Annotated in this window: 27 protein-coding genes; 11 read left to right on the forward strand and 16 right to left on the reverse strand. The window is 73.0% G+C overall.

The window, feature by feature from the left end; translation table 11 throughout:
* Window positions 1-5: 5 nt before the first annotated feature.
* The gene (locus ACIPJY_RS05405; protein ID WP_400463356.1) at window positions 6-1,004 is read right to left on the reverse strand and encodes a type II CAAX prenyl endopeptidase Rce1 family protein; all 999 of its coding nucleotides are present in this window, start codon (window positions 1,002-1,004) and stop codon (window positions 6-8) included.
* Between the two features lie 45 nt (window positions 1,005-1,049).
* Here ACIPJY_RS05405 and ACIPJY_RS05410 point away from each other — a divergent pair, with 45 nt between their 5' ends.
* Entirely contained in the window at window positions 1,050-1,715 is a 666-nt protein-coding gene (locus ACIPJY_RS05410) for a metal-dependent transcriptional regulator (protein WP_400463359.1), read from the forward strand.
* A 307-nt stretch (window positions 1,716-2,022) separates the two neighbouring features.
* On the opposite strand, the gene ACIPJY_RS05415 is transcribed toward ACIPJY_RS05410, so the two are convergent.
* Window positions 2,023-3,312, reverse strand: a complete 1,290-nt coding sequence (locus tag ACIPJY_RS05415) for a sodium:proton exchanger (protein ID WP_400463361.1) — start codon at window positions 3,310-3,312, stop codon at window positions 2,023-2,025.
* Between the two features lie 309 nt (window positions 3,313-3,621).
* Window positions 3,622-4,266, reverse strand: a complete 645-nt coding sequence (locus tag ACIPJY_RS05420; protein WP_400463363.1) for a HEAT repeat domain-containing protein — start codon at window positions 4,264-4,266, stop codon at window positions 3,622-3,624.
* Window positions 4,267-4,334: 68 nt separating this feature from the next.
* On the opposite strand from ACIPJY_RS05420, the gene ACIPJY_RS05425 reads away from it, so the two are divergent.
* Window positions 4,335-5,288: an aldo/keto reductase gene (locus tag ACIPJY_RS05425; protein ID WP_400463366.1), complete on the forward strand. Its 954-nt coding sequence runs from the start codon at window positions 4,335-4,337 to the stop codon at window positions 5,286-5,288.
* Window positions 5,289-5,357: 69 nt separating this feature from the next.
* On the opposite strand, the gene ACIPJY_RS05430 is transcribed toward ACIPJY_RS05425, so the two are convergent.
* Window positions 5,358-7,472: a septum formation family protein gene (locus ACIPJY_RS05430; protein ID WP_400463369.1), complete on the reverse strand. Its 2,115-nt coding sequence runs from the start codon at window positions 7,470-7,472 to the stop codon at window positions 5,358-5,360.
* Window positions 7,469-8,020, reverse strand: coding sequence for an orotate phosphoribosyltransferase (gene pyrE, locus ACIPJY_RS05435; RefSeq protein WP_400463372.1), 552 nt, complete (start codon window positions 8,018-8,020; stop codon window positions 7,469-7,471). Before pyrE ends, ACIPJY_RS05430 begins: the two co-directional genes overlap by 4 nt.
* 77 nt (window positions 8,021-8,097) lie before the next feature.
* On the opposite strand from pyrE, the gene ACIPJY_RS05440 reads away from it, so the two are divergent.
* Window positions 8,098-9,723, forward strand: a complete 1,626-nt coding sequence (locus tag ACIPJY_RS05440) for a hypothetical protein (RefSeq protein ID WP_400463375.1) — start codon at window positions 8,098-8,100, stop codon at window positions 9,721-9,723.
* An 82-nt stretch (window positions 9,724-9,805) separates the two neighbouring features.
* Window positions 9,806-11,140, forward strand: coding sequence for a M23 family metallopeptidase (locus ACIPJY_RS05445; protein ID WP_400463378.1), 1,335 nt, complete (start codon window positions 9,806-9,808; stop codon window positions 11,138-11,140).
* 228 nt (window positions 11,141-11,368) lie between these two features.
* Here ACIPJY_RS05445 and ACIPJY_RS05450 read toward each other — a convergent pair whose 3' ends face one another.
* The 6 genes from ACIPJY_RS05450 to ACIPJY_RS05475 are packed head-to-tail and all read right to left on the reverse strand — an operon-like array spanning window position 11,369 to window position 14,353.
* Window positions 11,369-12,145 carry a phosphotransferase gene (locus ACIPJY_RS05450; protein WP_400463381.1) on the reverse strand — a complete coding sequence of 259 codons (777 nt, stop codon included), beginning with the start codon at window positions 12,143-12,145 and terminating at the stop codon, window positions 11,369-11,371.
* A gap of 1 nt (window position 12,146) precedes the next feature.
* Complete coding sequence (locus ACIPJY_RS05455) at window positions 12,147-12,743, reverse strand: hypothetical protein (protein ID WP_400463383.1); 597 nt, start codon at window positions 12,741-12,743, stop codon at window positions 12,147-12,149.
* On the reverse strand, window positions 12,740-13,327 hold the full coding sequence (locus tag ACIPJY_RS05460) for a hypothetical protein (RefSeq protein WP_400463385.1): 588 nt from the start codon (window positions 13,325-13,327) through the stop codon (window positions 12,740-12,742). Before ACIPJY_RS05460 ends, ACIPJY_RS05455 begins: the two co-directional genes overlap by 4 nt.
* The gene (locus ACIPJY_RS05465; RefSeq protein ID WP_400463387.1) at window positions 13,324-13,722 is read right to left on the reverse strand and encodes a hypothetical protein; all 399 of its coding nucleotides are present in this window, start codon (window positions 13,720-13,722) and stop codon (window positions 13,324-13,326) included. The genes ACIPJY_RS05460 and ACIPJY_RS05465 overlap by 4 nt, the downstream gene beginning before the upstream one ends.
* The gene (locus ACIPJY_RS05470; protein WP_400463390.1) at window positions 13,719-13,910 is read right to left on the reverse strand and encodes a DUF2273 domain-containing protein; all 192 of its coding nucleotides are present in this window, start codon (window positions 13,908-13,910) and stop codon (window positions 13,719-13,721) included. Before ACIPJY_RS05470 ends, ACIPJY_RS05465 begins: the two co-directional genes overlap by 4 nt.
* On the reverse strand, window positions 13,907-14,353 hold the full coding sequence (locus tag ACIPJY_RS05475; protein ID WP_400463393.1) for an Asp23/Gls24 family envelope stress response protein: 447 nt from the start codon (window positions 14,351-14,353) through the stop codon (window positions 13,907-13,909). Before ACIPJY_RS05475 ends, ACIPJY_RS05470 begins: the two co-directional genes overlap by 4 nt.
* Window positions 14,354-14,446: 93 nt before the next feature.
* On the opposite strand from ACIPJY_RS05475, the gene ACIPJY_RS05480 reads away from it, so the two are divergent.
* Complete coding sequence (locus tag ACIPJY_RS05480; protein ID WP_400463396.1) at window positions 14,447-15,283, forward strand: exodeoxyribonuclease III; 837 nt, start codon at window positions 14,447-14,449, stop codon at window positions 15,281-15,283.
* Window positions 15,284-15,425: 142 nt separating this feature from the next.
* Here the strand turns inward: ACIPJY_RS05480 and ACIPJY_RS05485 are convergent, their stop codons facing one another.
* Complete coding sequence (locus ACIPJY_RS05485; protein ID WP_400463399.1) at window positions 15,426-16,349, reverse strand: AEC family transporter; 924 nt, start codon at window positions 16,347-16,349, stop codon at window positions 15,426-15,428.
* A gap of 83 nt (window positions 16,350-16,432) precedes the next feature.
* Here ACIPJY_RS05485 and ACIPJY_RS05490 point away from each other — a divergent pair, with 83 nt between their 5' ends.
* The 3 genes from ACIPJY_RS05490 to ACIPJY_RS05500 are packed head-to-tail and all read left to right on the forward strand — an operon-like array spanning window position 16,433 to window position 18,304.
* Entirely contained in the window at window positions 16,433-17,023 is a 591-nt protein-coding gene (locus ACIPJY_RS05490) for a nitroreductase family protein (protein WP_400463402.1), read from the forward strand.
* 32 nt (window positions 17,024-17,055) lie between these two features.
* On the forward strand, window positions 17,056-17,481 hold the full coding sequence (locus ACIPJY_RS05495) for an acyl-CoA thioesterase (RefSeq protein ID WP_400463405.1): 426 nt from the start codon (window positions 17,056-17,058) through the stop codon (window positions 17,479-17,481).
* A gap of 52 nt (window positions 17,482-17,533) precedes the next feature.
* Entirely contained in the window at window positions 17,534-18,304 is a 771-nt protein-coding gene (locus ACIPJY_RS05500; RefSeq protein ID WP_400463408.1) for an HAD-IIB family hydrolase, read from the forward strand.
* A 41-nt stretch (window positions 18,305-18,345) separates the two neighbouring features.
* Here ACIPJY_RS05500 and ACIPJY_RS05505 read toward each other — a convergent pair whose 3' ends face one another.
* Together ACIPJY_RS05505 and ACIPJY_RS05510 are read right to left on the reverse strand one after the other, a co-directional pair.
* Window positions 18,346-18,972: a phosphoribosylanthranilate isomerase gene (locus tag ACIPJY_RS05505; protein WP_400463411.1), complete on the reverse strand. Its 627-nt coding sequence runs from the start codon at window positions 18,970-18,972 to the stop codon at window positions 18,346-18,348.
* Between the two features lie 49 nt (window positions 18,973-19,021).
* Window positions 19,022-20,074: a serine/threonine-protein kinase gene (locus ACIPJY_RS05510; protein WP_400463414.1), complete on the reverse strand. Its 1,053-nt coding sequence runs from the start codon at window positions 20,072-20,074 to the stop codon at window positions 19,022-19,024.
* Window positions 20,075-20,262: 188 nt separating this feature from the next.
* Here ACIPJY_RS05510 and ACIPJY_RS05515 point away from each other — a divergent pair, with 188 nt between their 5' ends.
* Complete coding sequence (locus ACIPJY_RS05515; RefSeq protein ID WP_400463416.1) at window positions 20,263-20,466, forward strand: DUF2945 domain-containing protein; 204 nt, start codon at window positions 20,263-20,265, stop codon at window positions 20,464-20,466.
* Here ACIPJY_RS05515 and ACIPJY_RS05520 read toward each other — a convergent pair.
* Window positions 20,453-21,142, reverse strand: a complete 690-nt coding sequence (locus tag ACIPJY_RS05520; RefSeq protein WP_400463419.1) for a DedA family protein — start codon at window positions 21,140-21,142, stop codon at window positions 20,453-20,455. The genes ACIPJY_RS05515 and ACIPJY_RS05520 overlap by 14 nt on opposite strands.
* A gap of 51 nt (window positions 21,143-21,193) precedes the next feature.
* Window positions 21,194-22,354 (reverse strand): ROK family transcriptional regulator, encoded by a 1,161-nt coding sequence (locus tag ACIPJY_RS05525; protein WP_400463422.1) that lies wholly within the window; start codon window positions 22,352-22,354, stop codon window positions 21,194-21,196.
* 36 nt (window positions 22,355-22,390) lie between these two features.
* Between ACIPJY_RS05525 and ACIPJY_RS05530 the strand changes: the two genes are divergently transcribed.
* Together ACIPJY_RS05530 and ACIPJY_RS05535 are read left to right on the forward strand one after the other, a co-directional pair.
* Window positions 22,391-24,085 (forward strand): beta-N-acetylhexosaminidase, encoded by a 1,695-nt coding sequence (locus ACIPJY_RS05530; protein WP_400463425.1) that lies wholly within the window; start codon window positions 22,391-22,393, stop codon window positions 24,083-24,085.
* Between the two features lie 42 nt (window positions 24,086-24,127).
* Window positions 24,128-25,138, forward strand: coding sequence for a UDP-N-acetylglucosamine 4,6-dehydratase family protein (locus ACIPJY_RS05535; protein ID WP_400463428.1), 1,011 nt, complete (start codon window positions 24,128-24,130; stop codon window positions 25,136-25,138).
* The last annotated feature ends 55 nt before the right edge of the window (window positions 25,139-25,193 follow it).

Below are 25,193 nucleotides of genomic sequence, written 5' to 3' on the forward strand. Positions count from 1 at the left end.
CAGCGTCAGGAAGGTGAACCGGACGGGGTGTCTGTGGACTCTCGCAGGTCGTACCGGTCCGGAACGGGTTGGCGCGCGTCCGGCTGGGCCGGGTCGGGCTGGGCCGGGTCCGCGACGTCGTCGGGCTGGGCTGCGTCAGGCCGGGCCACGTCGGGCATGGCGTTGACGGGGGCGTCGGCGGGGGCGTCGTTGGGTGGCACGTCCCGCCAGCGTCGCCGCAGCCGCCTGGGCCGGTCGTCCCGCCACGCGATCACGCCGCCGGCGACGATCCCGAGCACGAGCACCGCGAACGCCAGGAGCCCGATCAGCCCGGCGAACGCGATCGTGCCGAGGCCGCGGTCCGAGGTCGCCGACACCGCGATCGAACCGAAGTCCCACACCGCGTGCAGGAGCACCGGCAGGAGCAGGTTCCCGGTGAGCCGACGGGCGACGTACAGCACGGAGCCGAAGGACGCCGCGAACACGACCTGGATGAGCGTCGGGCCGATGCCGGCGCCGGCCAGGGCGTTGAGCAGGTGCAGCAGCCCGAAGAGCACGCACGACAGGATCCACACGCCGAACTCGGGCAGTCGCCGACGGAGCCCCACGAGGAGCACGCCGCGGGTCATCAGCTCCTCGAAGACCCCGACGAAGAGCACGCCGACCCCGAGCAGCGCGAAGTAGTGCCACGGCAGCGCGGTCCAGTCGACCAGGGGCAGTCGTGCCAGGCAGACGACCAGGATCAACGCCGGGGCGGTCCAGGTCCACCGCGGACGTCCTCGGGTCGGGTCCACCGTCGCGATCCGCCACCAGCCGAGCCCCGTGACGACGACGGCCAGCCCGAGCGCCGCGAGGCCCTCCGGGATGACGAGGGCCCGCACCACGCTGTCGACCGTCAGGCCGAGCGACGGGTAGTCGTCACTCGGTCGTGCACGCCACGCACTGATCGCGGCGAAGACGACCATCGGGGCGAGGCCGACCAGGAGCGACGGCGGGACGGGCCAGCGCCGTCTCTGTTCGGTCATGCCTGTTTGTACCATTGGCACATGCGCCTTCCTTCGCTCTCCACAATGGCGGAGGATTACGTCAAGCTCATCTGGAAGGCGCGGGAGCGCGGCGACACCGGCATCGCGACCCGGGACATCGCCGCGTCGCTGAAGGTCTCCGCCTCGACGGTGTCCGGCAACCTCCGGAAGCTCGACCGCGACGGCCTCATCGAGCACACCCCGTACTACGGCGTCGTGCTCACCCCGCTCGGCCAGCAGGTCGCCGTGGCCATGGTCCGCCGGCACCGGCTCATCGAGTCGTTCCTGGTGTCCCGGCTGGGCTACACGTGGGACGAGGTGCACACCGAGGCCGAGGCCCTCGAGCACGCGGTGTCGGAGACGTTCCTCGACCGCGTGGACGCCGACCTCGGGCACCCCACGCACGACCCCCACGGCGACCCGATCCCCCGCACGGACGGCACCCTGCCGGACTCCCCCGGGGCGCTCCTCGGGACGATCACGCCCGGGTCGTGCGGCACCGTCGACCGGGTCTCGGACGACGACCCCTCGCTGCTGCGGTACTTCGACGAGCTCGGGGTGGGGCTCGGGACGCACCTGCGCGTGGAGCGGGTCCGCGACTACGCGGGCGTCATCGCGGTGTCCCGGCGGGCCCCCGACGGGACGGAGTCCCTCGTCGACCTGCCCGCCGCGGCCGCCGACGCGATCTGGCTCGCCCCCGACGCCGACTGAGCGCGCGGGCGCGCGGCGCGCGGGCGCGCGGCGCGCGGGCGCGCGGCGCGCGGGCGCGCGGGCGCGCGCATGCGCTGAGATCGCACTTCGCGTCGCCTCGCAGTCGCCGAAGGCGACACCAAGCGCGATCTCACCAGTCGCGGAGCGCATCCCGGCACCACGCCGGACTGGAGGCTCGGTGCGGACCCGCGCCGAGCCTCCAGTCCGGTACGTGGCCCGGACCGGCGCTGAGATCGCACTTCGTGTCGCCTCCCGATTGTCGCGAGCGACAGGAAGTGCGATCTCAGCGGCGCGCCCGCCCGGCGCGTCAGCGCGAGCGCGCGGCCGCCGGGCGGCGGAACGGGGCTGCGAGCGTGGGGAGGATGTCGCGCCGGTTGATCCAGAACACCACCAGGGCCGCGACGACGTGCACGATGCTGAGTACCCAGCGCCCGTTCGTGTCCGTGACGAAGAACTGCACCGCGAACAGCGCCGCGAGGGCGATCGCCGACCACCGGTGGAACCGCAGCGCGATGATGATCGCCACCCCGAGCAGGGTCTGCGACGCGGTCAGCATGAACTCCTCGACCTGCCGGCCGTCGAGCGGCAGCCCGCCCGTGGTACCACCGCCGAGCACGTGCGCGATCGGCAGCGACCCGACGAGCAACGACCACTGGTTGACCTTCGACGCGATGAGGGTCCCGATCGCCGCGCCGCCCATCCCGCGCAGCGCGAAGAGCGCCGCGACGATGAACTCCGGCGCCTCGGTCGCGAGCGGCGCGAGCCACTGCACGAGGAAGTAGCTGTCGATGCCGAGCGCGCCGCCGGACTGCACGAGCGCGTCGGCGAAGGGTTCGGCGGAGGACAGGATCACGGCCGCGGCGACGACGAAGAGCGCCACGATGGTCCACCGCCGGGAGGTCTGCGACATCGACGCGATGTTCCCGGCCATGCCGACGAGCTCCTCGTCGTCACCGTCGTCCGGCACCTTCGATGCCCGCCAGAGGTACAGCACGAACGCGGCGAGCAGCACGAACCCGAACCACATCGGGATCGACCCCATCAGCGGGATGAGGAACGCCACGAGCGCCAGGAGCGCCAGGAACCCGACGTCGAGCCGTGCGGAGCGCTCGAGCTCGAGCACCTTCGTGGCGATCGGGGGCATCGCACCGGAGCGCACGAACCGCCGCGCGACGAGCAGCGAGATGATCACCACGAGGGGCCACCCGAAGCCGAGCAGCAGCCGGTTCGAGCCGGTCATGTTGGCGGCGGCGAACTGCTCGTACGCGGGGTCGTACCCGGAGCGGAACGCGTAGTACAGGTCGACGGCGTACTCGGGCAGCACGGCGATGAGCGCCAGGATCGCGATGGCGAGCGCGCCGGCGATGTCCTTCTGCGCTGCCTCGGCGGCCCAGGCGAGCAGGAACGACGCGGCGACGACGGCCGCGCCGAACACGAGCAGGTCGACGACGGGGTTCGGCGCGAACCCGGTCACGCGGAAGACGACGGCGGGCAGGGCGATGGCGATGCAGATCGCGACCCGGCCCCAGGCGCTGGCGCCCATGCGGGGAGCAGGCGCCGCGGGAGCGGGCGACTGCACGGCGATGGTGTCGGTCATGGTGGTCCTCGTGGTCGAGCCATGACGCAGCACACACACTTCGAGCGGCTTCGGCCATGGCGGAACGGCCGAAGGTCTCGCTCGCCCCGGCCGACCCGAGCGGGCCGTTCGTGGTGGTGCACCGGGCCGATCGTCGTGATGGCCAGTGTGTCGATGCACGCGCTGGGAGCTACTCCCCTTCGACACCCACCTTGGCGCGCTCCGATCGGCATGCGCAAGCCGATCGGGCCTGTTCGGGAACCCGAATTCCGGTTGTCGACGGCCCGCCCCGGCAGTGCGCGGAGTAGCTCGACCGCCGGACGCGCCGGCTCAGCCCTTCGCCGACCGCGTCCGACCGAGCGCGACCTCGCGACGCGCCCGCTCCCGCGCGAGCTCGGACCCGGCCGACGGGTCCCGCAGCAGCCGCTCGGTCTCGGCGGCGTGCGCGCGGACGGCCTCGTTCCGGTGCGACCCCGCCGCGGCGAGCACCGGCTCGACGACGTCCGCGCCGAGCCCGACGAGCGCCCGGCTCAGCGACAGCCGCGTCTCGGGGTCGCCCTGCCCGAGCTGGACGGCGAGCGACCGTGCGAGATCGGCCCGGGCCGGGTCGGGCACGAGCACGACCGCCGCACGCCAGGCCGTCCGGACGACACCGGGGTCCAGGTCCTCGAGCCGGGCGGCGACCTGCGGGTACACCGACGAGTCGTGGATCTTCGAGAGCGTGTGCAGCGCCTGGCTGCGCGCCTGCGCCACTGGTCGGTCGAGCTCCCGCAGCACCCGCGGCACGACGACCTCGGCCGGCAGCCGGATGAGCGCCCACGTCAGCATCTCGCGCACCTGCAGGTCGGGCTCGGTCGCGCACTGCTCGACGAGCACCTCGAGGTCGTCCGTCGACGGCGTCGTCCCCGCGGACATCACGGCCCGCAGCCGCACGGTGGCGCGGGGGTCGGCGAGGTACGTGACCAGTGACGTCATGTTCCGATCATGCCAAGGGTCGAGGCCTAGCGTGAGACCGGAACCGTACCGATCTGAAAGGAATCCGGATGCCCCGCATCGGAACCAGCGACCTCACCGTCTTCCCCCTCGCCCTCGGCGGCAACGTCTTCGGGTGGACCGCGGACGAGGCCACCTCGCACCAGGTCCTCGACGCCTACACCGCAGCCGGCGGCGACTTCGTCGACACGGCCGACGTCTACTCGGCGTGGGGGGACGGCAACTCCGGCGGCGAGTCCGAGACCGTCATCGGTTCGTGGTTCGCGAAGTCGGGCAAGCGCGACGACGTCGTGATCGCCACGAAGGTCTCGCAGCACCCGGAGTTCCCCGGCCTGTCCGCGGACAACGTCGCGAAGGCCGCCCGCGCGAGCCTCCAGCGGCTCGGCACCGACCGCATCGACCTGTACTACGCGCACTTCGACGACCAGGGCACGCCGCTCGAGGAGACCGTCCGCGCGTTCGACCAGCTCGTCCGCGAGGGCCTGGTCCGGTACACGGCGATCTCGAACTACTCGAAGGGCCGCGCGGCGGAGTGGATCCGCATCGCCGACGAGCACGGCCTGGCGAAGCCGGTGGCGATCCAGCCGCACTACAACCTCGTCACGCGCGAGCCGTACGAGTCCGAGATCGCCCCGCTCGCCCACCAGGCCGGTCTCGGCATCGTGCCCTACTTCTCGCTCGCCGCCGGGTTCCTGACGGGCAAGTACCGCACCAAGGACGACTTCGCCGGCAAGGACCGCGAGGGGCAGGTGTCCGGCTACTTCACGGACGAGGGCCTGGCGGTCGTGGACGCGCTGTCCACCATCGCCGGTGCGCACGACACCGAGATCGCCACGGTCGCGCTCGCTTGGCTGCAGGCGCAGCCCGACGTCGTCGCGCCGATCGCCTCGGCGCGGAACACCGAGCAGCTGCCCGCGCTCCTCGCATCGGCCGACCTGGAGCTGACGGCGGACGAGCTCCGGACGCTCTCGGACGCGTCGGCGAAGGTCCCGGCCGCGGCCTGAGTCGCGACCGCTGACGGACGGGAGGCCCGGTGCCAGCTGGCACCGGGCCTCCCGTCCGTCACGTGGTGACTACGCGGACGGCGCGAGCGATCCCGTCATCGTGCCGCCGCCGGAGCGGGTCACGAAACAGGACCAGAACCGGTCGCCCGCCTGCCAGGCGGCGGCATCCGGTGGGTAGACGCTCTGCACCTGCACGTCGCCGTAGGCGGACGCCGCGGTGACGTTCAAAGCGCCGTCCGACTGGCACTGGTCCGTGGCGATGCGCTGCGCCTCGGCGGTGCCGGGGTAGGCATCGGCCTCGATCGCACCGCGGCTGGTCAGCTGCGCGAGGTGCGCCGCCGAGCAGTCGACGACGGTGAAGTCCTCGGCCCAGGCGCTCTCGAACGGCGTCAGGCACTCGCCACCGGCCAGCTCGTACCAGGCGTGCTTCCCGGCCGACGCGGCGGTCGTCCCGAACGTGATCGTCGGGGCGGAGGCGGGCGTCGGCGCTGCGACCGGGGCCTCGGACGCCTTCGTGGTGATCGAGGCGGACGCGGCTGCCGGCGACTTCGTCGGGGTCGTGTGCTCCTCGATGGTGTTGCCCACGATCCACCTGGTGAGGGCGAACACCGCGACGAGCATCAGGAGGATGATCACGATCGCGCCGCCGATGAGCAGCTGCTTGCCGCGCTTGCCCTCGCCGCGGAGCTTCGCGAAGCCCTCGTTGATGAAGTTGCCGCCGTCCGCGTCCGGCGGCACCGGCGGCCCGGCCGTGTCCGCCGAGCGGCCGGCGGCCGGGGCGTGCGCGGGGGCGATCGCCGCCGGCATCATCCGCGTGCCGGTGTCGTTCGGGTCGTAGTCGGTCGCGCCGAGCTGGTGCACCGCCTGCGTGCCGAAGAGGTCCTTGATGGCGCTCGTGTCGCTGGTCTCGCGGCCGTCCCACTCGGACTGGTCGATGTCGTCCGGCGCGCTCCGCGGCAGGGGCGTGTCCACCTGGTCGGGGTCCGCGTCGCCGCGGATGCCGAGGACCGCGTCGAGGTCCTGCCCGACCGCGGGCGGCAGGTGTGCGGGTGCGTCCGCAGACGGGGCCGGTGCCGGTGCCGCCGGTTCGACGAGCGGCGGGGCCGGGGTCGACTGTGCCGGGGTCGCCGGGACCGGCTGTGCCGCGGTCGGCGGGGCGGTCGCGTCGGGTTCGGCCCACCACGGGGTCTCGCCCGTGCGGACTGCTTCGTCGACGAGGGACCAGCTGCCGCTGTCGGTCGCCGCGGTCGGCTCCGGCGTCGGCTCCGGCGTCGGTTCGGGGGCGTCCGCCTGCCCGAGCGGCAGCGCGGTCGTCGTCGTGTCGAACGGGTTCGACGTCAGGGTGGTGGGGACCTCGCCGGTCAGGTCGTCCTGGACCGCCCAGTCGAACGGTCGGTCGACCTGCACGGGCTCGACCGTCGGCGCGACGCGGAGCAGGTCGGTGAAGCTCGGCGGCTCCTCGGTCGGGGGCAGCGCGTTCGACACGCCGACCGGCTGCGCGATCGGCCCCGTCGGCGCGGGGACGTCCCCGATGCCGGACGGCGGCAGCGGTGCACCCGTGGCACGACCGAGCCAGTCGACGTCGTCGCGGCCCTCGCCGCGCGGGTCGGTCCGGCGGCGTTCGTCCTCGATCGCCCGGGTCTGGGCCGCCCGCTCGTCTCGGTGCGCCTGCGCGGTGGGCAGCACGATCGAACTCGGGTGCGGAGCGGTGGTGGTCGGCGGGACCGGTGCCGCCGCGGGGATGCGGCTGCCCAGGAGCGAGCGGTCCGGGTCGGACGCGGGCTGCGCCGGCTGCGAGGGGCGGGCGAGTTCCTCGGGCATCGAGATCGCCTGGGTGGACTCGTCGACCGGCGCCGACGGCTCCGGGGCTGCAGGTGGTTCAGGCGCTGTGGGCGCCGCGGGCGCCGCGGGCGTCTCGGGCACGGACGGTGCCGCCGGCGGCTCGAAGGGCTCCGGGAGGGGCGCACCGGTCTCGGCGGCGGCGCGTTCGGCCTCCCGGCGCTCACGGCGGGAGGGCCACTCGTCGGCGGTCCGCGGCGCACCGAAGATGTCGGCGGCGCTGCGGAGACCGGGGAAGTGAGCGTCCGAGGCGGACGCGGGCGGGGCCTCCTGGCCGTCTGCCCCCGTTGCGGGGCGGGCGGCGTCATCGGGCTCGCGCGCGTCGTCCGGACGCTCCCCGGTCACGCGGTCAGCCCCAGATCAGCCAGCCCGATGGCTGCGAAGTACGGGTAACCGGCGGCCTCGATCGTCTCCTTGGCACCGGTGTCGCGGTCGACCACGACGGCGACGGCCGCGATGATCGCGCCCTCGCGCTCGAGCGCCTCGGCGGCCTTCAGCGGCGAGCCGCCGGTCGTGGAGGTGTCCTCGAGCACGACGACGCGCTTCCCCGCGAGGTCCGGGCCCTCGACCTGCTTGCCGCGGCCGTGGTCCTTCGGCTCCTTGCGGACGACGAAGGCGTCGTAGGCCTTGCCCTGCGCGGCTGCCTGGTGCAGCACGGCGCTGGCGATCGGGTCGGCGCCCATCGTGAGCCCGCCCACCGCGACGACGTCGGGGACCTGCTCCACGAGCTCGGTCATGACCTGCCCGATGAGCGGCGCGACCCGGTGGTCCAGGCTCACCTTGCGGAGGTCGATGTAGTACGTCGCCTTCTTCCCGCTGGTCAGGGTGAAGTCGCCGTGGAACACCGCCTCGGCCTTGATGTGGTCGATCAACTGCTCGCGCGCGTCCGTCACAGCGCACAAGGGTAGCCGGTCCGGCCTCGTCGGCGCTCATCGGGTACGTCCGGAGCCGCGCTCGGTACGCTCCGTCCATGCCCTCCGCCCGTCTCCGCTCGCTCGGGCACGAGGCGTTGGGCGGCCTCGTGGCGCTGTCCCTGGCGGTGATCGCGCTCCGCCACGTGATCGCGACGGCACGGGTCTCCCTGCTCTGGTACGACGGCGACTCGGTGCTGCTGCCGATGGTCGTACGGTCGATGCAGGCCGGTGAGCCCTTCGAGTGGGCGATGTCGCCCGCGCTGTTCTTCTTCCCCGAGCTCCCGGTGTACCTGCTCTGCTCGGTCGTCACGGGGACCCCGCAGCAGGCCCTCGCACTGAACGGCGTGCTGGTCCTCGTCGCGGTGTACGCGCTGCTGCGGGCGGCGGCGAACGAGCTGATGCCGGCGGCGGGACGACCGGCGCGCATCGCGGTGTCCGCGGTGGCGCTCGGGTTCCTCACGCTCGTGGTCCTGACCGAGTCGAGCGCCACGGCGACCTCGCTCGAGCTCGCGTCCCTGCTGCTCACGACCACGTACTACTACGGCGTCGCCCTGGCCCTGCTCGGCACGGCGGTGCTCGTGCTCCGGGCCGTCCGGACCGGGCGCGCGTCGGTCACCGTGCTCGTCGTGCTCGGCCTCGTCGCGGCGTGCACGACGGCCTCGAACCCGCTCTACGTCCCGTGGTCGGGCGCACCCGTCGTCGTCACGCTCGCGCTCCTGGCACTCGCACGTCGGGTCCCGTGGCGGCCGGCGCTGTGGCTCTCCGGCGTGGTCGTCGCGGGCGCCGTCGTCGGCTACCTGGTCCGGATCCCGCTCCGGCCGTTCGTGTCGCTCGACCCGTCGACCTACGTGCACCCCGAACACGCGGTCACCACGCTCGGCTTCTTCGCGTCCCTGACGGACGTGCGCGCGGGCACGGCCGCCGGTGACGCGGGCCTGGTGCTCATGCTGGTCGGGGTCCTGCTCTCGGTCGGTGGCACCGTGTGGGCGTGGCGGGTCCGCACGTCACGGACCGTCCTCGTGGCGACCTTCCTGCCGGTGGTCACGGTCGTCGCCGTGTCCGTCGGCGTCGTCGCCGCCGGGTCGGAGACCCCGCGGTACCTGGAGCCGGTGGTGGTCGCGCCGCTGCTCGCCCTGGTCGCGGTGTGCGAACTCACCCGCTCCGCCGTCCGGAAGACCCGCGTGCACCGGCCGCTCCGGGGCGTCCGCGTGACGCTGGCGATCGGTGCCGCCGTGGTCCTCGCCGCGGGGGTCGCGGTGACCCCGAGCACGATCCGCACGGTCCGCACGGCCGCGTACGCGCCCGCCGACTGCCTGGACCGCTGGGCGGACGGGCGGGACGTCGTCGGCGTCGGACAGTTCTGGACGGTCCGGCCGCTCGCCACCTACGCGTCGACGAACGTGGACGTGCTGCAGGTCCGTGACACGTTCCAGGTCTACCCGTGGCTCGTCGACCTCGGCGCCTACCGCGATGCCGCGCCGACGTTCGTGGTGGTGGGCTCCGGCGACGTCTGGTCCACCCCGGTCGAGGACTCCCTCGGCGCTCCGGTGTCGGTCACCCACTGCACCGGCTTCGACATCTGGGACTACGCGGGGACCGACGGGGCCGACGTGCTCCGGCGGGACGTCGGCGGCAGCGCGGCCGCCGTCCTGCGGGAACGCGGGTTCGCCGCCGGTCCGTGACCGGGGTCCGTTCCGCAGAGAGTTCTGCACAGGGGTGCGTCGGCATCGCGTCGTTCCTGTGTGGATGTATAGGCTCGCCGGGATGACTCGCTCCGCCGCCCGCTCCTCGCGCCTCCGTCCGTCCGCGCGGTCGCCGTTCGCCGTGCGGTTCCGGTTCGCCGTCGCCGCCTTCTCGCTGGTCGGACTCGCCGGCGCGCTGGTCCTCGACGCTCCCCCGGCACTGGCCGCCACGTACCCCTCTTGGGACGACGTGCTGGCCGCCCGCGGGCAGGAGTCGGCGAAGAACGACCAGATCGCCGACATCGAGACCCTGATCGGCGACCTCGCGTCGAAGGCTGACGCCGCCGTCGCCGAGGCAGAGGCGCGCGGCAACGAGTACTCGACCGCGCAGCGCAAGGCCCAGCGCGCCGCCGAGACCGAGCAGGCCCTGCGCGCCGACGCCGAGGAACACGCCGAGATCGCCGCGCAGAGCGCCGCGCAGGCCGGCCAGTTCGCCGCGCAGATGGCCCGTTCCGGTGGCGCCGACGTCACGACGAGCGTGCTCACCGGGGGCGAGGAATCTCGAGACCTGCTGTACGACCTCGGCGCGCTGAGCAAGCTCTCCGAGCAGGCCGAACGGGTCGAGGCCGTGGCGAGCGCGGACGCCGCCGTCGCCCGGGCGCTCTCCAAGCAGGCGGACCGCGCGGCCACGGCCCTCGCGGAGCTCGCGGCAGAGGCCGAGGCCCGGATGGCCGACGCCCAGGCCGCGTCCGACCGGGCGCAGAGCGCGTACGACGAGCAGCAGGACAACAAGGCCCGCCTCGACGCCCAGCTCGCCACGCTGAAGTCCGGCCGTGTCCGCACCGAGGCAGAGTTCGCCAAGGGCGAGGCCAAGCGCAAGGCGGACGAGGCCCGCGCCCGTCAGGCCGCGGCGGCCGCGGCAGCCGCAGCAGCAGCCGCCAACAGCGGTGGGGGCAGCAGCGGTGGCGGCAGCGGCGGCGGTTCCGGCGCGGTCGGCTCCGGGTCGGGGTCCGGGTGGGTGCGGCCCGCCGGGGGCTGGATCACCAGCGGGTACGGTTCCCGCGTGCACCCGATCACGGGCGCGGTGACGTTCCACGACGGCATCGACCTGGGCAGCGGCTGCTCGACGGCGATCGTCGCGGCGGCGGCCGGCACGGTCGAGTACGTCGGGTGGTACGGCGGCTACGGCAACTACGTCCGGATCGACCACGGCGGCGGGGTGAAGAGCGCGTACGGCCACATCGTCAGCGGCGGGTTCCGGGTCGCCCCGGGGCAGCGGGTCGCGGCGGGCACGCTCGTCGCCCTCGTCGGCTCGACGGGCAACTCCACCGGCTGCCACCTGCACTACGAGACCCACGTCGGCGGCGGGACGACCAACCCGGTGTCGTTCATGGCGGCCCGCGGCGTCAGCTTCTAGCCCCGCGCGCCGCCGGGCCGCGCCGGCGCGCGCCGCGGGCGCGCCGCGGGCGCGCCGCGCCGCCGGCGCGTGCCGCGGGCGCGCCGCGCCGCGGGCGCGCCGCAGTGTGCGAGCTTGCGGACACTGTGCGACCCCGGGCACCTCGCACACTGCCCGGAACCTCGCACACTGCACCCGGGACACGCGCCGGACCTCGCACGGTGCGAGGCCCGGGCCGGGCAGGACGCCTCAGACCTCGTCGACGTCGAGGTTCCAGAGCGCCCGGTACCAGGAGGTCCGGCCCTCGTCGGGCTCGACGCCGTACGCGTCGAGGAACACCCCGTCCCACCCCGGCCCGTAGTTCCACCCGAGCGCCATCGTCGCCACCGCGATGTCCGCCCAGCGGTCCGCGACCCCGAGCGCGCCGAGGTCGACGTGCCCGACCCACCGGCCGTCCGCGCCGAGCAACGTGTTCGGCGAGCAGGCGTCCCCGTGGCACACCACCGCCAGGTCCGGCGTCGGGGCGGGCCCGATCACGTCGACGTCCACACCCGCCGCCCGTGCACGGCGCAGGCGGGAGTCGTCCGACCAGGCGAACGGGCAGTCCGCGACCGGCAGCGTGTCGTGCATCGCGCGCAGGCCCTCGGCGATGCCGACGACCGCGGTGCGGGGCTCGTCGCGCCATCGCGGGTCGACCGCACTCCACCCCCGCACAGCTCGGGTACGGAGCCAGGCGCCGTCGTCGTCGGCACCCCGGTCGAGCACCTCGGGCACACGCAGCCACCGGCCAGCCCACGCGAGCCGATCGGCCTCGGCCGTGATCCACCCCGCGTACCGACGGGGCACCCACTTCAGGTACTCCTCCGCCGTGTCCGCGCCGCCGGAGCCGCCGACCCGGAAGGTCGTCCCACCGATCGCGTTCACCCACACCGGGACGAGCCGCCGGCCGGCCGCGATCGCGTCGAGCGCCGCCGGCACCGGGACGTGCGCGTCGGGCGACGGGATGCTGCTGCCGACGGAGTCCACCTCAGTGCACGCGGTCCGGGCGGGAGGAACCGGCACCGCCGCGCGCGATCTCCAGCAGCACGGGCAGCGGTTCGCCGAGCAGTGCGTCGAGGTCGCCGACGATCTCCTCGACCCGTTCGGTGATCTCCCGCGGTGCGGCGCCCTTGCGCGGCCGGACCTTGATCCGGACGGCCCGGCGACGGCGGACGCGGTACACGTCGACCGCGAGCGAGGCGACCTGCGGCAGGTCGCCGATCGCCGAGGAGAGCGCGTGCTGCACCGCGGCGGCGTCGATGCGGACCCCGCCGGGGACACTGTCCGGGGCACCGTCGTCCTCGACGACCGTGTCGATCCGACCGCCGCCCAGCGTGGTCAGGACGACGAGCGCCAGGACTCCGAGCACGACCGCGCCGGCGAGGACCCACGACCACGCCGCGATCGACGCGCCCCGCGATGCGTCGACGCCGAGGTCGCCGAGGGCCGCACGTGCGGCGTCGTGCCAGATGTCGGCGGCCTGCGGGACGGTCTGCACGAGGACGGCCGCCAGCCCGGCGACCAGGAGTGCGGCCCCGACGACGAGCAGCGCGATGCGGCCGAGCGCACGGTTCGTGGCGTTCATCCGTCCACCCGTCCGGTCGGCTGCACCCGGACCCGCGCGGTCACCGGCGGCACGGTGTCGATGTCGGCGAACTCGCGCTCGACCGCTTCCGTCGCGGCGACGGCAGGCACGTCGACACCGGCGGCGGGACGGAGCACGACGTCGACCGTCCGGCGGCCGACCGTGCCGACCGCTGCGTCGGGGCCGAGCCGGGTCGCTCCGCGGGCGGCTCGAGCGGCAGCGGAGGCGAGGACCTCGTCGTCGACCACGACGGCCAGGCGGCGCGACGACATCTGGTGTCGCGGACGGCGCTGGGGCAGCGCACCCTGCAGCAGGAACACGAGCCCGATGAACGCGACGACCGCTCCGACACCGATGACGACCGCGTCGACGAGGCCGCGGGGAGCGGCTGCGGCGGCGTCGACGACGGCTCGGGGGTCGATCCCCGCGACGTTCTGGTCCAGGAAGACGAGCACCGCTGCGAACACCGCGGCAGCGGCGACGACCAGGACGACGATCATCGCGAGGACGACGGTGCCGGACCGGGACACGTGGGTCTCGCGCCGGAGCACCCGGCGGTGGAGGGCATCGTGCTCGGAGGTCACCGGACCCTCCTCGGGGTGTCGATGACGGCGGACGAGAACGTCACGTCCACCCGTTCGACCTTGCGGCCGGTGATGGTCCCGATGCGCTCGGCGATCCTCGTGCGGGCGCGGTGCGCCGTCCGGACCACCGGTTCGTCGGGGACCGCGTGCGAGCCCAGCACGGGCACGGCGAGCGGGGCCGTGACGGTGACCGCGAGCGCTCCGCGACCGTCGTCGGCGACCCTGGCCCGGACCTCCCGGAGGGGTGCGCGGAGCGCTTCCGCGGCGACCGCCTGCGCGGTCCGGACCAGCGCGGACGTGCCGATCCGGTCGTACCCGCCCACCCGCGGAGCGGAGGCCGACGGAGCAGGGGCCGACGGATCGGGCGCCGACGGGTCGGGGCCGGCAGCGCTCACGACGAGCTCCGACGGCCGCGGAGGACGTCGAGGAGTCGACGGGGATCGATGTCGCCGGTCACGATGCGTGCCACCACGCCGCCGACGAGCATGCAGACGGCGACCACGACGAACGCCCAGAACCCGAGGGTCACCGCGACGATCGCGAGCAGGGCGCCGACCCCCATCCCGACGACGGTGGCGTTCACCGGACGCGACCCTCGGCCTCGTCGGGTGCCTGGTTGAGTGCCGGGATGTTGACGTCGTTGATCGCGATGTTGACCTCGGTGACCTCGAGTCCGACGAGCTCCGTCACGGACTCCGTGACCGCCGCGCGGACGGCCGAGGCGACGTCCATCATCGGCGTCGGGTAGTCGACCACGATGGTCAGGTCGACGGCGACCTGGGTCTCGCCGACCTCGACGCGGACGCCCTGGCCGAGCGCGCTCGAGCCGATCGCGTCGCGGATGGCGCCGAACGCCCGCGCGGCGTTCCCGCCGAGGGCGAACACGCCGGGGACGTCACGGGCGGCGATGCCCGCGATCTTCGCGACGACCTGGTCGTCGATGACGGTCTTGCCGGCGCTGGTGACCTGCGTCGTCGTGGTGCCGGTGGACGCGGTGCCGTCGACGCGGTTGCTCGTCGATGCCATGGTGGTGCTCCTCACATCTGCACTGTCTGCTGACACCAGGCAACACCATCAGCCCGGAAGCCGTCCGGAGCACCGACCGGTAGGTTCGATCCCATGCGCGTCGCGACATGGAACGTCAACTCCGTCCGCACCCGGGTCGGCCGGGTCGTCGACTGGCTCGTCCGCGAGGACGTCGACGTCCTCGGCATGCAGGAGATCAAGTGCAAGCCCGAGCAGTTCCCGGTCGAGGCGTTCGAGGCGGCCGGGTACCACGTCGAGGCGCACGGCCTGAACCAGTGGAACGGCGTCGCGTTCGCCAGCCGCCTGCCGATGGAGGACGTCACCAGGGACTTCCCGGGGCAGCCCGGGTTCCTCAAGGGCCACGAGGGACCGGACCTGCCGGTCGAGGCCCGCGCCATCGGCGTCACCGTCGAGGACGTCCGGCTCTGGAGCCTCTACGTGCCGAACGGTCGTGAGGTCGGGGACCCGCACTACACGTACAAGCTCGACTGGCTCGCGCAGCTGGCCGACCGGACGTCGGAGTGGCTGGCCGCGGACCCGTCGCTCAAGCTCGCACTGATGGGTGACTGGAACGTGGCGCCCCTGGACGAGGACGTCTGGGACGTGCGCGTCTTCGAGGGGCACACGCACGTGACCGAGCCCGAGCGTGCGGCGTTCCGGGCGTTCGAGGAGCGCGGGCTGCAGGACGTCGTCCGGCCGCTCGTGCCGACCGGGTACACCTACTGGGACTACAAGCAGCTGCGGTTCCCCCGGGGCGAGGGCATGCGCATCGACTTCGTGATGGGCTCGCAGGGCTTCGCGGACGTGGTGACCGGCGCGACGATCCACCGCGACGAGCGCAAGGGCGACGCCCCGAGCGACCACGTCCCGGTGGCGGTGGACCTCGACCTCGAGACGTCGCTCGACGACGACCGCCCGATGATCTTCTGAGCCGGGCGCCGACCCCGCGCACGTCCCGCCGCGTCCCGCGCACGTCCAGACCCCGCCGAGATCGCACTCCGTGTCGCCTCGCGGCGGCCGCATCTGACACGAAGGCGATCTCACGGCCGCCCGCGCCCTGCGCCCCCGCGCGCTACGGGTGCAGCAACGCGGCGATCGCGACCAGGACCGGCACCGCGCCGAGCGTCGAGATGAGCACCACGTCCCGCGCCACGGGCACCGCGGCGTCGTACCGCTGGGCGTAGTTGAACACGTTCTGCGCTGCCGGCAGCGCCCCGAGCGTCGTCAGCACGAACACCTGCTGCTCGTCGAGCCCGAACACGAACCGCGCGAGCACGAACGCCACGGCCGGCATCACCACGAGCTTGATCGACGACGCCACGATGACGTCCGTCCGGATCGACGGGTCCCGCAGCGGCGCCGAGCCGTGCAGGCTCATGCCGAAGGAGAGCAGCACGACCGGCACCGCCGCCGCCCCCACGAGCGCGAACGGCTCGAGCACCGGGTCCGGCAGCTGCACGTGCAGGGCGGAGCACAGGAGTCCGAGCAGCGACGCGATGATGAGCGGGTTCGTGACCGGTCCGAGCACCCGGCGCCGCCACCCACCGCCCGACGCGGTCGCAGCGTCCAGGATCGTCAGCGCGATCGGTGCCATCACCACCAGCTGCAGCAGGATCACCGGCACGACCGCGGTGGCCTGCCCCAGGACGTACACCGCGACCGGCAGCCCGATGTTGTTCGCGTTGACGTAGCTGGCGGCGAGGGCGCCGACCGTCGTCACCGTCACGGAGCGCCGCAGCACCAGGGCGAACACGAGCGCCGTGCCGACCGCCACCAGGACGGCGCTGAGCAGCGACACCCAGAGCATCGGCGAGACCAGGGACGCGATGTCCGCCGTGGCGATGGTGTGGAACAGCAGACACGGCATCAGCACGAAGAACGCGAGCCGGCTCATCACGAACTGGGCGTGCGGCCCGAGGAGCCCGGCGCGGCCGACGACGTACCCGGCCGCGATGATCGCGCCGATGATCGCGAAGCCGATCAGTACGCCACCCATCGGACCCATCCTGTCAGGAGTGCGCGACATGTGACGTCGTTCAGGACGGAAATGCGAACGCATCGAATAGCGTTGACGGCATCATGACCAACGCCACGACGCTCACCCGTTCGACCGACTCGAGCCAGCCCCTCGTCCCCCTCCTCGAGGAGCGCTGGAGCCCGCGCTCCTACGACGAGACCGCGACGGTCTCCGACGACCAGCTGGACGCCGTGCTCGAAGCGGCTCGCTGGGCAGCGTCGGCGAACAACTTCCAGCCGCGTCGGTTCATCGCGGGTCGCCGCGGCACCGAGACCTTCCGGAAGATCAACGACAACCTCATCGGCTTCAACGCCGGCTGGGCCTTCCGCGCGAGCGCGCTCGTCGTCGGCGTCCTCGAGACGCAGTCGGAAGAGGGCGACGTCCGCCGCTTCGCCGAGTACGACCTCGGCCAGGCCATCGCCGCGCTGACGGTGCAGGCGCACGCCGAGGGCCTGCACGTGCACCAGATGGCGGGCATCGACGCCGCCGGCCTCGCCGCCGCGTTCGACCTGCCGGAGCGCTTCGTCCCGTTCACGGTGACCGCCATCGGCACCGTCGCGGACCCGTCGCAGCTCGACGAGAAGGCCGCAGAGCGCGAGGTCGCTCCGCGCTCCCGGATCGCACTCGACGAGGTCGTCCTCGTCAAGGAGTAGCTCGTCAAGGCGCACGCGTAGAATGTCGTGACATGGAGCAGCAGCACGGCGGACCCGAGATGAACTTCTACACCCGCAAGTGGGTGCGCCCCGAGGACCTCAACGCCAACGGGACCCTCTTCGGCGGCAGCCTCCTCCGCTGGATCGACGAGGAAGCCGCCGTGTACGCGATCATCCAGCTCGGCAACGGCGGAGTCGTGACGAAGTACATGTCGGAGATCGAGTTCGTCTCCTCCGCGAAGCAGGGCGACATCGTCGAGATCGGCCTCGTGGCCACGCGCTTCGGCCGCACGTCCCTGACGATGCGCGCCGAGGCGCGGAACCTCTTCACCCACCGCAGCATCCTGACGATCGACGAGGTGGTGTTCGTCAACCTCGACGCCGACGGCAACCCGGCGCCGCACGGGTACACGGACATCACCTACGCGCGCGACCGGGTTCCCGCACACATCGCGTGAAGCCGTGCGGGCGGTCGGGGTCTCCGAGCAACCGCCTGACAGAATCGGGGACATGACCGCACCCCGCCTCGTCGCCTTCGATCTGGACGACACCCTCGCCCCGTCGAAGTCCTCGCTCGATCCCCGCATGCTCGAGACCTTCGCCGCCCTGCTCGAGGTCGTCCCGGTCGCGGTCATCTCCGGCGGCAACTTCGAGCAGTTCGAGGCGCAGCTCGTGACCCCGCTCCGGCACCGCGACGGCCTCACCCTGGACGACCTGCACCTGCTGCCCACCTGCGGCACGCGCTACTACCGCTGGGCCGGCGACGACTGGGCGCTGCAGTACGCCGAGGACCTCACCGACGACCAGAAGGGCCGCGCGCTCGCCGTCGTCGAGGCGCAGGCGAAGGCCGCCGGCTACTGGGAGTCCGAGACCTGGGGCCCGATCCTCGAGGACCGTGGCTCGCAGATCACGTTCTCCGCCCTCGGCCAGGCCGCCCCGGTGGACGCCAAGAAGGCGTGGGACCCGACCGGCGCGAAGAAGGACGACCTGCGCCGTCGCGTCCAGGCGGAGCTGCCCGACCTCGAGGTGCGCTCCGGCGGCTCGACGAGCGTCGACATCACCCGCAAGGGCATCGACAAGGCGTACGGCATGCAGCGCCTCGCGGAGCTCACCGGCATCGCGCTCGACGACATGCTGTTCGTCGGCGACCGGCTCGACCCCGAGGGCAACGACTACCCGGTCAAGGCGCTCGGCGTCCCGTGCCACGCGGTGGCGGGCTGGGAGGACACCGACGCGTTCCTCACGGGGCTGATCCCGACACTCGGGCACGCGTCCGCCTGACGGTCGCCCCGCACCCGGACAGGAGGCCCGGTGCGGGTCCGTCAGCCGATGCTGCGGACCGCCTCCACGAACGCCCGGATCTTCGCCGCGTCCTTGACGCCGGGCTCGGACTCGACACCGCTCGACACGTCGACGCCGTCCGGGTCGAGGCGCTCGACCGCCGCGACGACGTTCGCCGGGGTGAGCCCGCCCGCGAGGATCCAGGCCTCGTCGATGCCGTCGGCCATCACCGCGGGGTCGATCAGGCGGCCACTGCCGGGCACGGCCGCGTCGAGCAGCAGCAGGTCGTGGTCGTAGGACCCGCGCTGCTCCGGCGTCTCGCGCAGGTAGTCCTCGGCGGCGACGGCTCGGATGGTGAAGAAGCCGGCGTCCCGCGCGCGGGCGAAGTCGGTCGCGGACTCGCCGCCGTGCAGCTGCAGCGTGGTCAGCCCGACGGCCGAGGCGATGCCCACGACCTCGTCGATCTCCTGGTCGCGGAACACCCCGACCGCGTCGATGCCCTCTGGCACGCGCTCGACGAGCTCCTTCGCGAGGTCGGCCGTGACGGTCCGGGGGCTGCCCGCGGCGAAGACGAACCCGACCGCGTCGGCGCCCGCGTCGATGGCGGCGTCGACGGTGTCCGGCGTCGACAGTCCGCAGATCTTGATCCAGCGCTGGTCGGTGCTCATGCGTTCCATCCTGCCCGACCGGACCGACGGCCGCGTCCGCCCGGCGCGATCAGTGCAGTGTGCCGGCGACGTAGCTCAGTGCACAGGCCAGCAGGACGCCCGCCGCCGCGAACGACCCGGTGAGGATGTTCCGTCGGCGCCACCGCCGCACGGCCACGAACGTGCCGCGCTTGGCGTGCCGGTGCGCCGCACGGTGCATGCGGTGGTCGCGCTTGTGCGCCACCCGCTGCGGGCCGAGCGGCACCGGGCCGGTGATCTGGGTGGACCCGCCGCGGAGCGCTCGGGCGACGGCGACCGCGGTCGGCCGTCGAGACGGGTCGCGGTCGGTCATCCGCAGCAGCAGGTCCCGCCAGTCCGGGCCGACGGCGTCCGGGATCTCCGGGCTCCGGCGCAGCCGTGCCAGCGCGGCCTCGACCAGGGTGCCGGAGTACTCCTGCTTGCCGGTGAGCGCCTCGAGCAGCACCAGGCCGAGCGAGTACACGTCGGTCGCGTAGCTGATCGGTTCCCCGGCGACCTGCTCGGGGCTGAGGTAGGCGGCGGTCCCGATGATGGTGCCGTCGTTGGTGAGCCGGGATCCGTCGACGAAGTGCGCGACGCCGAAGTCGGTCAGCTTCACGGTGCGGGCGAACCCGGACGACCCGTGGTCGCTGATCAGGATGTTCGCCGGCTTCACGTCCCGGTGCACGATCCCGCGGGAGTGCACGTACGCCAGGGCGTCGGCGAGCTGCGCCCCGAGGTCCGCCGCCTCGTAGTTGTGCAGCGCGCCCTCGGCCAGACGACGGAGCAGGGTCGTGTCGGCGATCAGCTCCATCACGATGTACCGGTGCGGACCGTCGGAGAAGTCGTGCGTGCCGGCGTCGTACAGCGGGATCAGCCCCGGGTGCGAGAGCATGCTGAGCAGCCGGATCTCGCGTTCCTGCCGCACCCGGTCGGCGGTGGTCATCGCCTGTGGGGTCGCGAAGAGCTTCACGGCGACGAGCCGGTAGGTGTGTTCGTCCCGGGCTTCGTAGACCGAGCCCATCCCGCCGGTGCCGATGAGCCGGGACAGCCGGTACCGGCCCGAGAGCACCGTCTCGGTCCGTGGGTTGTCGACCAGGGTCATCGTGCGTGTCGTTCCGTCGGGAGCCAGGAGATGCGAAGGTTGCTCGCGCGGTGACTCATCCAGTACGGTACGCGTTCGCGAGGGCGAAAGCGCGGGTGTTATGGCTTCGTGATCAGGGGTACATCCCTGTGTTCATGCGGATGTATCGGGGTTTAGGCTCTGCCCACATCACCCGGAGAGGATGACTCATGGCACTGACGAAGGGCGACGAGGTGCACTGGAACACCTCGCAGGGGACGACGACCGGCACACTCGTGCAGAAGCGCACGAGCGACTTCGAGTTCGACGGTCAGACGTTCAAGCCGACCGACGACGACCCGTACTGGATCGTCGAGTCGGAGAAGTCCGGCAAGCGCGCAGCGCACAAGGAGTCGGCACTCACGAAGGCGTGACGCCGGTCCGTGCCCGCTCGGCCTTCGCCGCCCGGGCCCTGCGGACCCGCCGGACCACGAAGACGACCAGCACGCCGGCGATGGCCGCGTACATCCCGCGGTCGATCCACTCGGTGTAGCCCTCGATCCGCTCGTACTGCGTGCCGAGTGCCGCCCCGCCGAGGACGAGCAGGCTGTTCCACACCCCGGACCCGATGATCGTGAAGAGCGAGAACGACGCGAGGTTCATCCGGTCCGCGCCGGCGGGCAGCGAGATCAGGCTCCGGACGATCGGCACCAGGCGCCCGAAGAGCACGGCGCTGCGCCCGTGGCGGTGGAACCACGCGGCGGCCGTGCGGAAGTCGTCCTCGTCGACGAGCGGGAGCTTCCCGAGCCACCGGACCGTCCGGTCGAACCCGATCACCCGACCGAGCCAGTACAGCACCAGCGCCCCGACGTAGGAGCCGAGGGTGGCGAGGACGAGCACGAGCACCAGGTTCATCCGGCCGGCGCCGGCGAGGAAGCCCGCGAGCGGCAGGATCACCTCGGACGGGATCGGCGGGAACACCGTCTCGACGAAGAGCATCAGCGCGACGCCCCACTCGCCCAGTGCGTCGATGAGCCGGAGGACCATCCCCGACAGGCCGCCCATCTCCGTGTCGGCGGGTGCGGCGGCGGCAGCGAGGGCAGTCGTCATCCGGTCATGTTCCCTGAGCGGCCTGACAGACTCCGCAGAGCGTGCTGGGGATCAGCCGCCGAGCCCCATGTGCGTCGCGCGCACGTGGGTCAGGGAGCGCGCGAGCGCCCCTCGTGCCACCGCGTCCCGGCCGAGCGTCGACGGCACGATCGTGACCGGGTGGCGCAGCTGCGGTCCGACCGCCTCGGCGAGCGCGGCGCAGAACACCTCGGCGGCGGGCGTGACCTCGCCCCCGACGACCACGACCTCCGGGTCGATCGTCGCGACGAGCTGCGCGACGCCGGTCGCGACGTCCGCCGCGAGCGACCGGACGATGTCCGCGGCGGCCGCGTCGCCCTGCCCGGCCGACACCATGACGGACTCGAGGTCCGCGCCGGACGGGATCCGGGCCTCCAGGCGGGCTGGTGCGCCGGGCCAGCCCGTCGATGCCAGGCCGCCCACCTCACCCGCTGCGCCGCGCGCACCGCGGGCGAGCACACCGTCGACCAGGAACGCAGCGCCGATCTGCCGGCCCATCACCAGGTAGAGCGCGTCGCGCACGCCACGGAACGACCCCCACATCGTCTCCGCGGCGGCGGCGAGCTTGGCGTCGTTGTCGAAGAACGTCGTCGCCGTCGGGAAGAGGTCCTGGATGCGGCCGGGCATGCGGCCCTCGACCCACTCGGGCACCGCGATCGTGTAGTCGATCGAGCCGTCCCGGTCGACGACGGCCGGGACGCCGAAGGTGGCCGCGAGGAGCCCGCCGGCGCCCGGCGTCGAGGTCAGGCGGGCGACGACGTCCTGCACGCTCGCCCAGGCCTGGTCCGCCGAGGCGAGGTTCGGGTAGACCTCGTCGACCCGCGCGATCTGTTCGCCGCGGAGGTCCGCGAGCACCCCGACGATGCCGTGCAGGCCGAGGGCGACCCCGAGGACCGACCCGGCGGCGGCATCGGCACGGAACCGCTTCGCCCGGCGACCGGCCTTGTTCGGGGTCGCGATCGCCTCGGCCTCCTGCACCCAGCCCTCGGCGACGAGGTCGGCGAGGGACGCCTCGACGGTCGGCCGGGAGAGCCCCACCAGCCGGGCGAGCTCGGTGACGGTGAAGGTCTCGGTGGCGGACGCGCCGTCGCCACGGAACAGCTCGTCCAGGATCGCCCGGGAGTTGATCAGCCTGAGCGTGCCGGGCGAGCTTCCCACGACCCCGCTCGGGATCGTTGACAGGGTCTCGCTCACAGCCATAGCCTCCACATTACGAAAGATCATTGAGGAATGGTGGACGCCGACATGCTCATCCCCCGCCCGCGCCTGTCTACACCCGGTGTCGGCTCGTTCGAGATCACCCCGACGACCCGCATCGCCGCAGACGACGCCAGCGAGTCGGTCCGACTGTACCTGCAGCAGACCCTGCGGGGGTCGACCGGGCTGCCCGTGCGCGACGCCGAGTCCGCCGGACCCGACACCATCGCGCTGCGGGTCGGCGCCGAGGACCTCCCGGCCGGTCCGGCTGGTTCCGTCGCGGAGTCGTTCCGGCTCACGGTGACGACCGACGGCGTCGAGGTCGTCGGGGGCGGCGCAGCCGGGGTCTTCTACGGCGTGCAGGCCCTGCTCCAGCTGCTGCCGGCGGACGTGTACCGGAAGGGCCGGGTCGACGCCGGGCCGTGGACCGTGCCCGCCCAGCAGGTCGAGGACGCGCCCGCCTTCGCGTGGCGCGGCGTGATGCTCGACGTCGTCCGGCACTTCCGCACGAAGGCCGAGGTGCTCCGCGTGATCGACCAGCTCGCCGCGCACCGCATCAACACGATGCACTTCCACCTCACCGACGACCAGGGCTGGCGGATCGAGATCCGGAAGCACCCGCGCCTCACCGAGGTCGGGTCGTGGCGGCGCGAGTCCCAGGTCGGTGCCCACGTCGCCGACGCCGACGGGGTGCTCCGTCCGCAGGGCTTCGACGGCCGTCCGCACGGCGGCTACTACACGCAGGACGACATCCGGGAGATCGTCGCGTACGCCGCGGACCGGTTCGTCACGGTCGTGCCGGAGATCGAGAGCCCCGGACACGTGCGCGCCGCGCTGGCCGCGTACCCGGAGCTCGGCGTCACGCCGGAGCAGCCGGTGGAGGTCTGGACGGAGTGGGGCATCGCCGACGACGTCCTGAACGCCGAGGACACCACGATCGACTTCTTCAAGGACGTCCTCGACGAGGTCATCGCGCTCTTCCCGTCGGCGTACATCGGCGTCGGCGGCGACGAGTGCCCGAAGGTCCAGTGGGAGGGCGACGCCCGCACGCAGGAGCGCATCCGGGAGCTCGGCCTGGCAGACGAGGAACAGCTGCAGGCCTGGATCATCGGGCAGCTCGCGGCACACATCGAGTCGCAGGGCCGTCGGGCGTTCGGCTGGGACGAGATCCTCGAGGGCGGGACCCTCTCCGAGTCCGCGACCGTCGTCTCGTGGCGCGGCCTCCGCGGTGCCACCACCGCGGCGAAGCGGGGACACGACGTGATCTCCTCGCCGGACGACCAGGTGTACCTCGACTACCGCCAGAGCGACCTGCCGAACGAGCCGATCCCGGTGTCGATCGTCCTCACCGTGGACGACGTCTTCCGGTTCGACCCGGTCCCCGGCGGCCTGACGGACGCCGAGCGGGCGCACGTCATCGGCGGCCAGGGCAACATGTGGTGCGAGCACGTCGACTCCGTCCGGAAGCTCGACTACCAGCTCTTCCCCCGCGTGGCCGCACTGTCGGAGGCGCTCTGGTCCGCCGACGTCACGGGGCCGCGCGACCTCGCCGACTTCCACGGGCGGCTCGCGGAGCACCTCGCCCGACTCGAGGCGATGGGTGTCGAGTACCGCCACGACACCGGACCGTTCCCGTGGCAGGAGCGCCCGGGTGTGCCGGGTCGTCCGCACTCGCGCGAGGAACGAGCCGCCTACATCGACGCGGTCACCGCCAACATCGTGGAGTGAAGTGCTCGACATCTGATGTATCGGTGTCGTAGGGTCGGGGCCATGTCCTCCGCGTCCAGCCCCGCCCTCGACGGCATCGACATCGAGTCGCTCCTGGGCAGTCGTCCCCGGCACGACGAGCCCGAGTTCGGCGTCGACTTCGTGCGGGGGCAGTCGGTGCTCGTCACCGGGGCCGGCGGCTCGATCGGCAGCGAGCTGTGCACGCAGCTGATGCGCTTCGACCCGGCAGAGGTCGTCATGCTGGACCGCGACGAGACCGCACTGCAGCGCGTACAGGTCGCCGTGGCGGGCCACGGTCTGCTGGACACCAGGGACGTCGTCCTCGCCGACATCCGGGACGCCGAGACGATCCGGCAGGTCATGCTCGACCGGCGCCCCGACGTGGTGTTCCACGCGGCGGCGTTGAAGCACCTCCCGATGCTCGAGCAGTACCCGGACGAGGGCTGGAAGACGAACGTGCTCGGCACGCGGAACGTCCTGGCCGCCGCGGCAGAGGCCGGCGTGGGGACGCTCGTGAACATCTCCACGGACAAGGCAGCGAACCCGACGAGCGTGCTCGGCGCCACCAAGCGGACGGCGGAGCGGCTGACGGCCTGGACGGCAGCGGCGACAGGCCGCGCCTACGTGTCCGTCCGGTTCGGGAACGTCCTCGGCAGCCGAGGGTCGATGCTGCCCCTCTTCGCGGACCTGATCCGCGCCGGACGACCCGTCACCGTCACGCACCCCGACGCCACCCGGTACTTCATGTCCATCCCCGAGGCGTGCCACCTGGTCATCCAGGCGACGGCGATCGCGCAGCCCGGCGAGGTCCTGGTGCTCGACATGGGGCAGCCGGTCCGCATCCTCGACATCGCACGACGGATGGTGTCCGCGATGGGTGGCACGTCGGACATCGTGTTCTCGGGGCTCCGCCCGGGCGAGAAGCTGCACGAGGACCTCATCGGCTGCGACGAGACCGAGCGACGCCCGGTGCACCCGAAGATCTCGCACGCTTCCGTGCCGCCGCTCGCGCCCTCGGCGCTCGACGCGCCGCCGCTCCTGCTGGCCGCGTGACGCGGCGCCGCGGCGCGCGCGGCGCGGCGCGCGGGCGCGCGGCGCCGCGGGCGCG

It is taken from the genome of Curtobacterium sp. NPDC090223, from assembly GCF_044746585.1.
Classification (GTDB): domain Bacteria; phylum Actinomycetota; class Actinomycetes; order Actinomycetales; family Microbacteriaceae; genus Curtobacterium.

What these genes read in the sequence shown, in the direction of transcription:
- ACIPJY_RS05405 (WP_400463356.1), bottom strand. Translation starts at nt 1,004, where the DNA reads ATGACCGAACAGAGACGGCGCTGGCCCGTCCCGCCGTCGCTCCTGGTC.
- ACIPJY_RS05410 (WP_400463359.1), top strand. Translation starts at nt 1,050, where the DNA reads ATGGCGGAGGATTACGTCAAGCTCATCTGGAAGGCGCGGGAGCGCGGC.
- ACIPJY_RS05415 (WP_400463361.1), bottom strand. Translation starts at nt 3,312, where the DNA reads ATGACCGACACCATCGCCGTGCAGTCGCCCGCTCCCGCGGCGCCTGCT.
- ACIPJY_RS05420 (WP_400463363.1), bottom strand. Translation starts at nt 4,266, where the DNA reads ATGACGTCACTGGTCACGTACCTCGCCGACCCCCGCGCCACCGTGCGG.
- ACIPJY_RS05425 (WP_400463366.1), top strand. Translation starts at nt 4,335, where the DNA reads ATGCCCCGCATCGGAACCAGCGACCTCACCGTCTTCCCCCTCGCCCTC.
- ACIPJY_RS05440 (WP_400463375.1), top strand. Translation starts at nt 8,098, where the DNA reads ATGCCCTCCGCCCGTCTCCGCTCGCTCGGGCACGAGGCGTTGGGCGGC.
- ACIPJY_RS05445 (WP_400463378.1), top strand. Translation starts at nt 9,806, where the DNA reads ATGACTCGCTCCGCCGCCCGCTCCTCGCGCCTCCGTCCGTCCGCGCGG.
- ACIPJY_RS05455 (WP_400463383.1), bottom strand. Translation starts at nt 12,743, where the DNA reads ATGAACGCCACGAACCGTGCGCTCGGCCGCATCGCGCTGCTCGTCGTC.
- ACIPJY_RS05475 (WP_400463393.1), bottom strand. Translation starts at nt 14,353, where the DNA reads ATGGCATCGACGAGCAACCGCGTCGACGGCACCGCGTCCACCGGCACC.
- ACIPJY_RS05480 (WP_400463396.1), top strand. Translation starts at nt 14,447, where the DNA reads ATGCGCGTCGCGACATGGAACGTCAACTCCGTCCGCACCCGGGTCGGC.
- ACIPJY_RS05485 (WP_400463399.1), bottom strand. Translation starts at nt 16,349, where the DNA reads ATGGGTGGCGTACTGATCGGCTTCGCGATCATCGGCGCGATCATCGCG.
- ACIPJY_RS05490 (WP_400463402.1), top strand. Translation starts at nt 16,433, where the DNA reads ATGACCAACGCCACGACGCTCACCCGTTCGACCGACTCGAGCCAGCCC.
- ACIPJY_RS05495 (WP_400463405.1), top strand. Translation starts at nt 17,056, where the DNA reads ATGGAGCAGCAGCACGGCGGACCCGAGATGAACTTCTACACCCGCAAG.
- ACIPJY_RS05500 (WP_400463408.1), top strand. Translation starts at nt 17,534, where the DNA reads ATGACCGCACCCCGCCTCGTCGCCTTCGATCTGGACGACACCCTCGCC.
- ACIPJY_RS05505 (WP_400463411.1), bottom strand. Translation starts at nt 18,972, where the DNA reads ATGAGCACCGACCAGCGCTGGATCAAGATCTGCGGACTGTCGACGCCG.
- ACIPJY_RS05510 (WP_400463414.1), bottom strand. Translation starts at nt 20,074, where the DNA reads ATGACCCTGGTCGACAACCCACGGACCGAGACGGTGCTCTCGGGCCGG.
- ACIPJY_RS05515 (WP_400463416.1), top strand. Translation starts at nt 20,263, where the DNA reads ATGGCACTGACGAAGGGCGACGAGGTGCACTGGAACACCTCGCAGGGG.
- ACIPJY_RS05520 (WP_400463419.1), bottom strand. Translation starts at nt 21,142, where the DNA reads ATGACGACTGCCCTCGCTGCCGCCGCCGCACCCGCCGACACGGAGATG.
- ACIPJY_RS05530 (WP_400463425.1), top strand. Translation starts at nt 22,391, where the DNA reads ATGGTGGACGCCGACATGCTCATCCCCCGCCCGCGCCTGTCTACACCC.
- ACIPJY_RS05535 (WP_400463428.1), top strand. Translation starts at nt 24,128, where the DNA reads ATGTCCTCCGCGTCCAGCCCCGCCCTCGACGGCATCGACATCGAGTCG.